The 12,370-nt window shown below is 42.2% G+C and carries 13 protein-coding genes and 1 tRNA gene; all 14 read right to left on the reverse strand.

The window, feature by feature from the left end; all coding sequences use genetic code 11:
* Positions 1-607, reverse strand: a 607-nt coding sequence (locus JXA84_09495) for an aminotransferase class I/II-fold pyridoxal phosphate-dependent enzyme (protein ID MBN1151439.1), incomplete at its 3' end; no start/stop codon positions are given.
* A gap of 12 nt (positions 608-619) precedes the next feature.
* Positions 620-1,120, reverse strand: a complete 501-nt coding sequence (coaD, locus tag JXA84_09500) for a pantetheine-phosphate adenylyltransferase (protein MBN1151440.1) — start codon at positions 1,118-1,120, stop codon at positions 620-622.
* Positions 1,107-1,649, reverse strand: a complete 543-nt coding sequence (locus JXA84_09505; GenBank protein MBN1151441.1) for an RsmD family RNA methyltransferase — start codon at positions 1,647-1,649, stop codon at positions 1,107-1,109. Before JXA84_09505 ends, coaD begins: the two co-directional genes overlap by 14 nt.
* A complete protein-coding gene (locus JXA84_09510; GenBank protein MBN1151442.1) occupies positions 1,646-1,864 on the reverse strand; it encodes a hypothetical protein in 219 nt (72 codons plus the stop codon). The genes JXA84_09505 and JXA84_09510 overlap by 4 nt, the downstream gene beginning before the upstream one ends.
* A complete protein-coding gene (locus JXA84_09515) occupies positions 1,861-2,811 on the reverse strand; it encodes a D-glycerate dehydrogenase (protein MBN1151443.1) in 951 nt (316 codons plus the stop codon). The genes JXA84_09510 and JXA84_09515 overlap by 4 nt, the downstream gene beginning before the upstream one ends.
* 34 nt (positions 2,812-2,845) lie before the next feature.
* Complete coding sequence (locus JXA84_09520; GenBank protein MBN1151444.1) at positions 2,846-3,391, reverse strand: HDIG domain-containing protein; 546 nt, start codon at positions 3,389-3,391, stop codon at positions 2,846-2,848.
* A gap of 17 nt (positions 3,392-3,408) precedes the next feature.
* On the reverse strand, positions 3,409-4,488 hold the full coding sequence (locus JXA84_09525) for an aminopeptidase P family protein (protein ID MBN1151445.1): 1,080 nt from the start codon (positions 4,486-4,488) through the stop codon (positions 3,409-3,411).
* Positions 4,482-5,270: an SUMF1/EgtB/PvdO family nonheme iron enzyme gene (locus JXA84_09530; GenBank protein MBN1151446.1), complete on the reverse strand. Its 789-nt coding sequence runs from the start codon at positions 5,268-5,270 to the stop codon at positions 4,482-4,484. The genes JXA84_09525 and JXA84_09530 overlap by 7 nt, the downstream gene beginning before the upstream one ends.
* Before the next feature lie 71 nt (positions 5,271-5,341).
* On the reverse strand, positions 5,342-6,298 hold the full coding sequence (locus JXA84_09535) for a hypothetical protein (protein ID MBN1151447.1): 957 nt from the start codon (positions 6,296-6,298) through the stop codon (positions 5,342-5,344).
* 13 nt (positions 6,299-6,311) lie between these two features.
* Complete coding sequence (locus tag JXA84_09540; GenBank protein ID MBN1151448.1) at positions 6,312-7,370, reverse strand: hypothetical protein; 1,059 nt, start codon at positions 7,368-7,370, stop codon at positions 6,312-6,314.
* 42 nt (positions 7,371-7,412) lie between these two features.
* Positions 7,413-9,251: an amino acid permease gene (locus tag JXA84_09545; protein MBN1151449.1), complete on the reverse strand. Its 1,839-nt coding sequence runs from the start codon at positions 9,249-9,251 to the stop codon at positions 7,413-7,415.
* Positions 9,248-9,796, reverse strand: a complete 549-nt coding sequence (locus tag JXA84_09550; protein ID MBN1151450.1) for a hypothetical protein — start codon at positions 9,794-9,796, stop codon at positions 9,248-9,250. The genes JXA84_09545 and JXA84_09550 overlap by 4 nt, the downstream gene beginning before the upstream one ends.
* Positions 9,797-9,908: 112 nt before the next feature.
* Positions 9,909-9,982 (reverse strand) — tRNA-Pro (locus JXA84_09555).
* A 12-nt stretch (positions 9,983-9,994) separates the two neighbouring features.
* Positions 9,995-12,364, reverse strand: coding sequence for a S8 family serine peptidase (locus JXA84_09560; GenBank protein MBN1151451.1), 2,370 nt, complete (start codon positions 12,362-12,364; stop codon positions 9,995-9,997).
* Positions 12,365-12,370 lie beyond the last annotated feature (6 nt).

Here is a 12,370-nt window from a genome sequence, read left to right on the forward strand (position 1 = left end):
AGATCACCAATATTTTTTCGTGTTTTTTTATAACTTCCCATAGAGACTTCAAAACATCAATAGAATAGACATTTCCCACCGGGTTGGAGGGCGTGTTGACGAAGATGGCTTTTGTTTTATCCGTGATTTTTTCTGAGAGTTTTTCAGGGTCGAGAAGATAGTCTGTGTCTTTTGTATCAATGAATACGGGATTTGCACCAGTCAATTGTACAAGGTAGGGGTAACTAACCCAATAAGGAGAAGGTATAATCACCTCGTCCCCTGGTTCGCATGTAGCCATCAAAGCGTTGAATATTGCGTTTTTACAGCCCGCGCAGACCACCACATTTTGAAAATTGTATTTTTGGGAGATAAATTCATTTGTTCTCAGCGCTATTATTTCCCTGAGTTCTTTTATTCCGGAGGCCGGCAGATACCTCGTAAATCCTCTTTCAATAGCCTCCTCGGCGGCTTTACGAATATGCTCCGGTGTGTCAAAATCAGGTTCTCCAGCGGTCAAATTCGCGATATCAGCTCCCTGAGCTATGAGTTCTTTTACGAGTCCTGAAAGTCTTATGGTCTCTGAAGGTTTTATGAGCGCAGACCTCGATGACAAGAAAATGGACATACACCTTCTCCTTTATTTTTTTTTCAATTTGTATTTCGATTCCAGAGCACCCTGCACACAATTAGGGACCCATTGGCTGACGTCTCCTCCAAACGAAGCGATTTCTTTGACCATTGTTGAGCTCAAATAAATCAGTTCTTCTCTCGGAGCGAGAAATATAGTTTCTATGCTTGAATTTAACTTTCTGTTCATCAGGGCGAGAGATAGTTCGTATTCAAAATCGGAGACAAACCTGAGTCCGCGAATGACAATGTTGACGTTGCTTTTTTGAATATATTCCGCGAGAAGGCCTTTGTGGATTTCGACGCTGATCTCTTTAGTTTCTCCAATGGCTTTTATAATGAAGTCTTTTCTGTCTTCTGCGTTGAACACGTATTTTTTGCTCGGGTTGTCGGCTACGAGTATAATCAAATTCTGAAAAATACCCGAAGCTCTTCGGACAATATCCAAATGGCCGTTTGTCACAGGGTCAAATGACCCCGGGTAGATCGCGGAATTTTTATTTTTCCGCATTTTGGATCTCGAAGAAAAACAATTTTTTACCTCCGGTTTCAACAAAATCATCTAAAACAAAACTGTCGGGCAAATATAAATCCCTATTTGTGTGCCAGATAACTTTGGCACCTGTTTCAGAAAACTGGATTATTTTCAGCGCCAATTCTCCGATTTTTTCAAAAGCATATGGCGGGTCGACAAAAATCGGATTGAACCTCTCCCCGCACGAAAAGCTTAAAACATCGGATTTGAAAACTTTTATCCTGTCTTCTATTTTCCATTTTTTAGAAATTTCAGAAATATAAACAGCCCTTTTGGAGTCATTTTCGACAAAAACAACCCTGGAACAGCCTCTCGATAAAGCCTCAAACCCTATGGCCCCGGACCCGGAAAAAAGATCCAAAACATTTTTACCGATTATAAAATCTGAAATTTTGTCGAACATCCTTTTTCTCATGTAAGCAGTCATTGGCCTGACTCCTGAACCCACGCCCTTGAGAGGTCTGTTCTTGAGAATCCCGGCTACTATTTTTGTTTGAACTGTCAATTTTTCGAGGAGGTTTTTGGGGCTTTTTCTTTAAGTTGTTTTGCGAGTTTAGTGACCTCTTTCAAGAGTTCTTCTCTGTCGATCAACCCTTTTTCAGAGAGAACATTCACCAAAGCCTCTATCGCGATGGCGTTGTTGTAGGGAAGCCTCTGGTTCAAAGCCAGCTCGTCTACGTTTTTTTTCTCTCTGCCGAAAAGTTTTCTCAATTGACTCATTTCGTCACCTCAGGGTTTACGGAGTTGTATGGCAGTTCGCCTTCGAAGTACCTGACTATGCTCTCGGCGGCAATGATCGCCATTTTATCCCTCGTCTCTTTGGAAGCGCTTCCTATATGCGGAGCCAAGACGACGTTTTTCAGTTCCATAAGGTCTCTTTCGACCTCGGGTTCCCTTTCGAAGACGTCTAAGGCGGCTCCTGCTATAGCTCTATTCTTCAAAGCTTCACAAAGAGATTTTTCGTCTATCAAAGGGCCTCTCGCAGTATTGACTATGTAGGCGTTTCTTTTCATCTGACCTATTTTTTTTGCGTCTATCATGTGGTAGGTTTCTTTCGTCAAAGGCGCGTGCAGCGTGACAATATCCGATTGTCTTATCAAATCCTCGACTTCTTGGAATTCAGCACCGTAGGATTTTTCAAAATCTTCGTCTCTTGTTCTCGAGTGATAAACTATCCTCATGCCAAAACAAGACGCTCTTTTGGCTACAGCCCTGCCTATTCTTCCGAGACCGATTATTCCCAGAATTTTTCCGTTTAGGTCTCCTCCTATCAAAAGTTCGGGAGCCCACCCCTTGAAGTTGCCTTGTCTGACGAACCTGTCAGCTTCAGTTATCCTTCGGACAACCGAGAGAAGCAGTGCAAAGGTGAGGTCGGCAGTCGCTTCGGTCAGAACTCCCGGAGTGTTCGTGACAAGAATTTTTTTCTCGCCGGCGGATTTAAGATCAATATTGTCGAAACCAACGGCATAATTGGCGATAATTCTGAGATTGTCGGCGTAACGCAGGACTTCAGAGTCAATTTTGTCCGTTAACAGGCATAAAAGAGCGTCTTTCCCCTTTATCTTTTCACACAATTCCTCTCTCGGTATTGCTTGAGTTGGATCGGTAGGGAGCTGGTATCCTCCAAAATATTTTTTCAGTATATCCAGACCTGCCCCGGGAATCATTCTTGTCACCAGAATATTTTTTTTCAAAAAAACCTCACAGGCCAAGAGCTCCCGAAATTTCAGCCATAGATTTCAAACATACATCAATAAAATCTTCAAATTTAAGATTTGTCTTTTCTATGGTCATTATTTGGTCTCTGTTCGCCCCGGCCGCGAATCTTTTTTCTTTGAATCTTTTTTTAATAAATTCTCTGTCTATAGATCCGATCTTTTTATCAGGGTGCATCAGAGCCGAGGCGATCGCAAGACCGGTAAAAGGATCGACCGCGTAAAGGCAGAGTGACATTAAGTCCTCCGGCGGTTCGGGTTTACAATGGTTTTCGATGGCGTTTAAAATTTCTTCTTTCAACCCCTTGGATGACAACATTTCTCTTCCAATCTTGCCGTGCAGCTCAGGATTATCTTTGGTCATGTCGTAGTCGATATCGTGAAGTATTCCCGCCATAGCCCAATCGGACGCATCCCCGCCGAAGTGCTCGGCCAATCCTTTCATGCAAGCCTCTACAGCAAAAAGATGTTTTTTTAAGTTTTCGTTTTTTATGTTTTCATCTATCAACTTCAAAGCTTCTTCCCTGGTCATTGTCTTCTCCTTAAAGCTTAAACCACCAATTTATAATCGAACGGAGTCAATACTTCATTCGGGCTTGACACTAAAATCGTGTCTGAAAACCTCAATATGCCGAAATCCGGGATATTCAACGACAGCAAAGCCACCAAGGCTTCATTTTCGCGAAAAGTATGTTTGCTCAAAGGCGCCAGATAAAAATAATCAGATGACGCTCCGAGGCTGAATCCGGATACAGTCATAATATAATCCGAAAGAGATCCGAGTTTTTCAGAAATGAATTCAAAGGCTTTTCCGGCGATTTTGCCCACTTCTATCCAGTCAATCATCTTTCTGTAAGCGTCAAGAGCTTTGTTTAAAACTTCGAGTTTTTCCACTTCAGGTTCATTAAAAAATGAAGTCCTTCCGAATATCGGAGCTTCTGTTCTTATGCCTGCTGAAATCTCATACATGACCATGTCGCCGAGGCATAGTTTCTGTGATGTGGGAACGGGGTCTGGAAAACTTGAAGAGTTTGAAAAACTGACAATTGTTGGAACGCCGAGTCTTTCGGCGCCCGTATTATGGAGTTCCTCATCGACAATGTTCCTGGCCTGAATCTCTGTGATTCCCTCTTTGAGCCGAGGAATAAACCTTTCGACGGCTGTTTTCATTATTCTGTACGCTTCGGATATCGAATCCAACTGCCAATTTTCTTTTTCAGACGCGATCATAGACAGGGTAGATCCTAAATTTCTGCATGAAAAATGGGTTTTAATATCTTTCCTCAAAAACTGGTTGTCAACAGCCAGAACTGTCTCTGATTTTTTATCCTTCAGCACCTGTGATAATTCACTCAGGAAAAAACCGCCAGTTTCATAGCTACTTTTCCAAGAGCTTTTGACGGATTTAAAATCCGTGTCAGTCAAAACCCTGAAAAGCTCAATCGAAGACGGATCTGATATCAAAAACAAATCGTCTAAAAAAACAAGCAGAAGAGCTCTTGTCTCGATAAAGTTGATGAATTTTTTAGGGTTCAATACAAAGTAAATATCCAAAATTTTTGACACCACGCAACAATCCCAGCCGTTTTGAAGCATTTTGGCTCTTAATTTGTCTAAAGGGGTTACCATTGCACGGTTCCATCCGGCAATATGATTATTGTCGGTGGAAGTTCTTCTCTGTTTGGAGGGATGAATGCGCATCTAAAACCTATGTTTGAGTATACGATGTTAGGATAAGCTATGCCCCGGTAGGTGGTTGAAGCGAGCTCTTTTGAGTTCTCAAAAGAACCGCCTCTTATAACCTTCACAATGCTTCCGAAATACTCGCTTTCCGCCGAGCTGTTAGGGTAGGCGTTGTACCATGTCGATGTCCACTCAAAAACATTTCCAGCCATGTCCAAGACTCCGTAAGGGCTGGCAGAATAGTCTCCATGCCAACCGACGAATTGCGGAAGGCTGAATTTATCTTCTATGGTTCTTGCGGCGTCATCAAACCAGTCGTCACCCCATGGATAAACCCGCCCGTCTACACCCCGAGCGGCTTTTTCCCACTGTGTTTCCGTGGGAATAGTCTTTCCAAGCCATTCTGCGTAGTCTTCGGCGTCTTGGTAACTGATGAATCTCACCGGTTCGAAATATTTGCTCAAAGCCAGGTAACCGCCTGGCCAATTCTCCGGTTTGGGATGACCGGTCAATTCACAAAAAACCATGTACTGGTAACAAGTCACTTCGTATTTGTCTATGTAAAAATTGTCGGTGAAAGCGTTGTGCTGCGGGATTTCATCTTCTAAACCATTTGTTGAACCCATTTTAAAATTTCCGGCGGGGATCAAGACCATTTCCCACAAATTCATGTTTTTTTCGGTCATTATCCTGGGCTGTGAAGATTTAAATGTTTTATCGTATTTCACTATGATCTCAGGGCTGACACAAGAAGTGACTGTAAGACCATAAACCGAAAAAACAAAAAAGGAGAAAATTTTTATAGTATTATTGGAGATCCGCATTTTTCACAATTCCAGGCATCAGGTCTGTTTTCAAAACCGCATTTAGGACATTTAATCGTGTTTTCAGATTCATCTTGAGTTTCAAACATCTCGGAAGTTATGTCTTCATCCTCCTCTTCTGAGGGTGGTTCTTCCTGGGTCATATCCTCTTCTTCATCTTCCTGAAAAAGACTGTCGAAAGAGTCTTCAAAAGAATCTTTGGGTTTGGAGTATCCGTCGGTCACTGACTGAACGGTTTTTATAGGTTCAAAATCGCTTGATTCGGGTTTTTTCGCCTCTACGGAAAATGTGTCTTTCACTAAAGGCTCCTCGAAATCAGGTTTCTCTGAAGCGTATTCGATTTTATTTTGTTGGGGCTCTTTATCCGGGGAGTCAGAAAAAGAAAACGTGCTGTCCGACAAAAAATCCTCTTTTGAATCGAATTTAGCTTCAATTTCATCGTCAGCGTCAACTGGAAAACCTTTTTTAGGAGTTTCCTGCTTTACAACAGGAGTTTCGGCATAGGAATTTTGAGTAGAAAATTTTCCGATTAAATTTTCAAAATCCTTTCTCGATTTGCTTAGTATTACAAGGCTGTCTTCGTATTGTTTTCTGTTTAAAGCAAAAGTATTGTTTTTTTGCTGGTATTCTTCTTCGCGTATCTCTCCCAACATGTGCCGGAATTCAGTTTCTTCTATCTGAATCTGTATATAGTCTATTTTCTTCGTCAGTTCATCAATATCTTTGTCGAGGCTTTGAATTTTCTGATTTACTTCAACACCCATGCCGCTCAACTGAGAATTATAACTTTCAAGCTGAATAAAATAATCGTTTATCACTTTATCATATACATCGGGCCGAACTTTATCTTTTAGTTGCTCGGCTTTGCTAATCATCTCTTTCAAAGAAATAATCTTGGACAGAATAGCCTCAAAATTCCTCTCTTCAGGCATACTCAAAACTCCTTTATTTTTTTGTATTTATTATATCACCAATCAATGAAGAAAGTGACAAAAAAAGATCGGATCCACCTGTTCTGATATCGAGATTTTTGTGAAACAGAATTTCTCTAACTTTTGATATTTCTTTCTCTTTCCAGTTTTTAGCGCCTATGATATACTTCGGGGCATTTTCAGGAGAAACGTATATTCGGTAATCCTTAAGAAGAAGTTTTTGAAGTGAATAGCTGTCAGAAGGCAGGCATTTTTGATCCATATAGTACCTGATGGCGCGAATTGTATCGAAGTAAAGGGATAGAGTTCTCACAATTTCGTTTGTTTTAATCCCCCATCGTGTCGCGTCTTCGAGACAGATAATAGCATAACCGAGGTCTCTGCCCCCAACAGAAAACGCCAAATTCTCAAGCGTTCCCGTTTCCGTAAAAAGGTCTTTAATTTCAAGTCCTGTTCCTTTCAGCAATTCATCTTTTATGATCCCAAATATTCGGTGGAGTTCTACCGCGGTTTGCGGTCCTTGGGCACAAATAATCTCTTTGTTCTGAGGTTCAATATTGACGTCGTATATCTTTTCCAACTCACCGATAAATGATTTTCTCTCGTTCGGGTAAGGGTCCAAAAATATGCAGACCTCTGAAAACGAAGATATGTCTCTTATAACAGAAGGGCATTTCCGAGATGATAAATACCGTTTCCCTTCACCAAGGTCTGAGAGAAAGACGACTATAGATGTACCGGGAATTTTTTTTTGTTCCTGCTCGGAAAAATATTTGTTGTCCTTGAGTTGATCGGTCTTGTGAACAATGATGATTTTGTATTCTGAAAAAACCGGAATAGACCAAAGCGCTTCGACAATTTTATCAAAAGCGTTCTTTTCATCTCCCCAAACCACTACCCTGTCAAAGGATTTACCGGACGAGTCTAAAAAAGTTTTTTCAATTCTTTCCAAAAATAATTTTTTGGATACAAAATCTGGTCCAAGCAAAAGATACTTATTATTTTTTGTTTTTCCGATGTTTTCAATTGCTTCGGTTAAATTGAATACAATGTTTTTTACGCCAGTAATCATAAGTTGTCTTTGTAATAATATAACTGGGCTTTTTCATCAGAACTATTCAAAACGTCTTCTCTCGCTCAATTGTATAAGGTTTTTGATAGCTTGAAGATTCTTGCAATTAAGCCACCTTTTCTCGAATTTTCTGTTCAGCACTATCTGGGCGATAGCTGAAAGCGCTTGAAGGTGGAAGTTTCTTTCGTCCAACGATCCGATAACAACAAACACGGCTCTGACAGAGCTTTTTTCTTCTGAAAACACCAGGCCCTTAAGGGATCTCGCTACGATTATTTCAAAAATTTTTTCACCTTCGACTATAATGTGAGGAATCGCGACAAAAGGAGTGATTGCGGTCGAAGCCAGATTTTCTCTATCCATAAAAGATTTTTTTATCGTTTCCGTGTCGGCGTTTAATTTATCCGCTACGTCTTCGGAAATCATAGAAAAGAGTTCTTCAAGATTCATTTCAGCGTCGATGTCATAAACAAGGGCGTTGTCAATGAGTTTGTCGAATCTGTCGAAAACGATTTCGTCTCTGTCGGAGATTACTTTTTTTAGTTCGAGCTCGAGAGAATCAGAATGCATTTTTTTATTCGTTATTCTCTCTACAAGATGCAAAAGAGCGTATTCGTTTTTATTCTTGATTCTTCCGTACGCGAAGTAAAATATGACGGCGGTGAACACCAGAGCCATACTGGTCAGAACAGTCTTTATTCCCATGTCAACTATCAAAAAACAGTATAGTATCACGCTCAGTATTTGCAGCCATGGATAAAGAGGACTTTTAAAGGTCGGCTGGTAGTTTTCGATCCGGCTTTCCCTCAATACAATCAAAGATATCTGTATCAGTATATAAGTCAGAATAATACTCGTCGAAGCCACTTTGACCAAGTTTTCAAGTTTCAGAAAAAAAGCTGAAACAATTATTATCCCTGTCAAAACTACCGCGAAAACAGGAGTTCTCGGATGAGAAGGAATCTTTCCAAAAATTTTAGGCAGTAATTTATCTCTCGAAAGAGCATAAGGATACCTAGAAGCCGCCATAATTCCGGCGTTACCAGTTGAAATAAAAGCGAGCATAGCCGCTAAAGTCAGCGCGTAATAACCGAACCCACCGGAGAAGGTTTTTGCCGAATCGGCTATCGGAGTCAGACTTCCCGACAGAGAATCTGGAGTTAACGTACCGACCGCGACCATAGACATAAGAGAATAAAAAACGATTACTGTGAAGAGTGAAACAAATAATCCAAGCGGCAAGTTCTTTCTGGGGTTTTTAACTTCTTCGGCCACAGTAGTTATTTTAAGAAGCCCTCCGTAAGCGACAAAGACAAATCCGCTCGTCTTCATTATGGAGTTGATTCCGCCCGAGGAAAATCTCTCAAAGCGCATTATATCAATGTTTCCAATACCGACAATTATGTAAAATGATACGATCAGCACCAGGCCTACCACAACGATGCTTTGGAAAATCGCTGAGTCTTTTACGCCGATTATGTTGAGAAAAACAAAGAAAACGGACAAAGTGACTGCTGAAAAATATACGTTGACTCCTAAAATGATAAACAGAATTTCGGCAATACCAATAACCGCAAAAGCCGTTTTCATGGACAAACCCAGCCAGCTTATCAAGCCGCTTATAGTGCCCGTCAGAGGTCCCAGACTTCTCGTTATATAAAAATAATCGCCTCCGGCTTTCGGCATCGCCGAGGACAATTCCACAATGCTCAGCAAACCGAGCAACGCGAGGATTCCCGAAAATAAATAAGAGACGAAAACCGCAGGGCCTGTCTTTGAAAACGCCAAACCCGGCAAAATAAAGATTCCGGAACTTATCATGGTCCCTGTAGCTATGCAGTAAATTTCCAAAAAACCGAGGTCTTTTTTCAGGGAGTTCATAATTTAAACTTCAATTCTTTCGTCACTTTGAAAGTTTTTTTTGCTTCAGGATCGGATAGAAGTGGCGGAGTGCATATAATTAAAGCTTTTAACCCCCCCCCCTTATCGAATTCAACCTGCCACTCGACTTTTTCCATTTCATAAAAAAGAATAATTTCGTCATCATCTTCATCTCTCCAAAAAACATCGGGAAAAATCTCTTTGAAACTGTCTTCTGTAGTTGATTTCGATATTATTAGAGGTTTTCCTGAAAGGAGAAAATCGCCCTTGAATGGTTGAAAAGGCGGATAAAAGTCACTGACGTTGATAAAGATATCCACTATTTTATCATTTTCGGCGTCGAACTCGAATCCTTGAGAATAATAACTGAATTTCATGGACAGCGCGTTGGACCTGTCTTCTGGAGTTCCGAATTTCTTCAAAAGAGAGAAATCGTCAAAAATGCCGACCTGGGAAAGCTTTAGATATTTAAAATCGAACTTTATCGGTATAGATGGTTTAGGGCCCCAATCGCATCCAGGAAATTTTTTTCTACCGAAAATCATTTTTCCTCTTCATACCTTCAATTTTAACGGGATTTCTCGTCGGTGCAAGAAGCAAAAAATATTTCCTTTGACAAAAAAAAGAGGGATTTTTATCCCTCTTACACATTATAAATCGGGGCGAGAGGATTTGAACCTCCGGCTTCTTGGTCCCGAACCAAGCGCGCTACCGGGCTGCGCTACGCCCCGAACAAAAACTTTTTATTCAAAAATAAAAACTTTAGAATAAACTTTTCCGTATTCAGTTGTCAACAAATAGATGTAACTTCCCGTGGGCATGTTTCCGGCGGGTAAATCAATTGAATGACCTCCCGCGGTCTTCTGACCTTCGTAGGCGGTCGCTACCTCTCTTCCCGTCACGTCAAAAGCTTTGAGTGAGACGAGTCCGGAAGACGGCAGAAAGTAGTCCACTCTCACTGAATTTCGGGTGAAGTCATATTTTGCCGACAATGCAAGCTGCACTTCTCTGCCGGGTATAATGACTTCCTCAACTCCATTTTGCAGACACACTACGACACCGACAGGCCAGCCATAGTAATAACTGAAATCTGCGAGTTCTTCCCAACCTCCGGTATTTGTCCAAGCCCAGTCGCTCTTGTCTGCTATGTAGGAATTCTCATTTGCCGGGAACGGATACGACGAAGAATTTGCGTATGTGAAACCGACGAGAACCCACATGTCTCCTGTGGCGTTGATGGGTACGTGGTTCGCTCCGAGAGCGATATCATACCATTGTTCGGAACCTGTAACCGAAAAAGACGACATGAGCAAAGTGTCGCCGGGGTTGGTCGAAGACCCGTCGCCAAAAATGTAAAATTTCGCGTCGTTTGCGGGGTTGCTTCCGTCAGAAAGCATGAACAACACCCTTTCGATATAACGTCCCGAATAGGGTGACAATTCCGTGGGTGTAAACCTCACTCCCATCCCCATCCATTCCGGGGGATCTCCGTAATTAAAAGTTGTTCCAACAGTTCCCCAGTCCCAATAAGTCAATGTGTCGCACTGTGATGCCGGTTCTGTTTCAATCGTGAAAACAGCGTCGCTGACGTCATAAACAGTTGAAGGGTGATTGTAATCTCTCACTCTGACAAGGCATTGTGAAGAAGGAGCGTTGGGAATCGTCCATGACCTTGAATTGCCCGTCACGTTGCTCGCGACAGAAATCCAAGTCGATCCGTTGTTCGTGCTGTAGTGAACGTCAAAATTTGAGACATTATTGTCTGTCCATGTTATGTTGTGCGAAGATCCTATATACCAATGCTCCCCACCGTTTGGTGCCGTGACGGTTATCGAAGTGTCGGGCGCTGTCCCCTGCACCGAAGCGTAGGCGTTTATCTTTCCGGCTCCCATGTACCCACTGTTGTAGTAACTGCAGGAAGGCATGGAGTCGGCAGCGTCGTAGAGCCTTTGAATAATCTGTGTGTTATTTTCACCGGGGAATTGGCATCTCATCAATGTGATGAGACCCGCTGTAATGGGGCAGGCCATCGATGTTCCGTCCATGTAGGCGTATGTTCCAAAGGGCACTGTCGAGTATATGTTGACTCCTGGCGCTGATATATCTATCCATGTCCCGTAGTTGGAAAAATTTGCTTTCTGGTTTGAAGAATTTGTAGCGGCTACGGCTATAGTGTTGTCTCCAGCCGCTGGATAGTATGGAGAAGACGTGTTGTAATTTCCGGCAGCGGCTACACAGACTACATCGTAATTGTTGTAGGCGTCGTTGATGGCGGTCGCTATTGATGAAATTGGAGAACTGGCGACCCAGCTCATCGAGATAGCATCCGCTCCGTTTTGCGCTGAAAAGTTGATTCCCTGGACTATCGCTGAAACGTTAAGTTCTGTCCTGATTCCTATCAGTCCGATGCCGAATCCTATAGAAGAAATTCCAGTCGAGTTGTTTGTCACTGCGGCGGCACATCCTGAACAGTGTGTTCCGTGATCATAACTAGCGTTAGGTGGAGTCGGGTCGTTATCGTTGCTGACATAGTCGTACCCCGTAATGTAATTTCCGGCGAGATCCGCGTGTCCTTTTTCGCAGGCATCATCGACTATTGCCACTATGTGAGAATGGTTCCCTGTCTGGATGTCCCAAGCCGCTGGAGCCTGGATGTTGGGTAAAAACCACTGACTCGAATAAGATGGATCATTGGGAGTGAGAAAAGGTTCCCATGAATTAAAAGGCGTTATCCCCGCCATTTCCATTTGAAAGTTCAGTTCGCAGAAATCGACCCAGGGGTTGTGCGTAAAAGCATTTACGCTGGAAACAGCTCTATCGTCTCGCGTTGAAGAGAAAACATAGATTAAATCCAAACCGTAGTCTATGTTTCTGCCGTAATCGTAATCCGGGATCAATTGATCGTAGGATACGATTTCGTACTCCGAAAATATTGAATTCAACGAAGGGATATTCGACGATACGAGACCGTCGGCCACTTCGAATGTGATTTCATCTCTGGAGCTGTTTCTGAATTTTACAATCACTTCACCGGGTTTGTGTACCATAGCACCTGCTACAGCAGTCGTAGCGATAAAAACCGCCAAACATGCTAAAATCAATCGACACTTCAAAATGCC

This window comes from candidate division WOR-3 bacterium (assembly GCA_016926475.1).
In the GTDB taxonomy this organism is placed as follows: domain Bacteria; phylum SDB-A; class SDB-A; order SDB-A; family SDB-A; genus JAFGIG01.

Bases quoted from the DNA above. Each gene is read 5' to 3' on its own strand.
- coaD (MBN1151440.1), bottom strand. From the start codon at position 1,120: ATGCGGAAAAATAAAAATTCCGCGATCTACCCGGGGTCATTTGACCCT.
- JXA84_09510 (MBN1151442.1), bottom strand. From the start codon at position 1,864: ATGAGTCAATTGAGAAAACTTTTCGGCAGAGAGAAAAAAAACGTAGAC.
- JXA84_09515 (MBN1151443.1), bottom strand. From the start codon at position 2,811: ATGATTCCCGGGGCAGGTCTGGATATACTGAAAAAATATTTTGGAGGA.
- JXA84_09520 (MBN1151444.1), bottom strand. From the start codon at position 3,391: ATGACCAGGGAAGAAGCTTTGAAGTTGATAGATGAAAACATAAAAAAC.
- JXA84_09525 (MBN1151445.1), bottom strand. From the start codon at position 4,488: ATGGTAACCCCTTTAGACAAATTAAGAGCCAAAATGCTTCAAAACGGC.
- JXA84_09535 (MBN1151447.1), bottom strand. From the start codon at position 6,298: ATGCCTGAAGAGAGGAATTTTGAGGCTATTCTGTCCAAGATTATTTCT.
- JXA84_09540 (MBN1151448.1), bottom strand. From the start codon at position 7,370: ATGATTACTGGCGTAAAAAACATTGTATTCAATTTAACCGAAGCAATT.
- JXA84_09545 (MBN1151449.1), bottom strand. From the start codon at position 9,251: ATGAACTCCCTGAAAAAAGACCTCGGTTTTTTGGAAATTTACTGCATA.
- JXA84_09550 (MBN1151450.1), bottom strand. From the start codon at position 9,796: ATGATTTTCGGTAGAAAAAAATTTCCTGGATGCGATTGGGGCCCTAAA.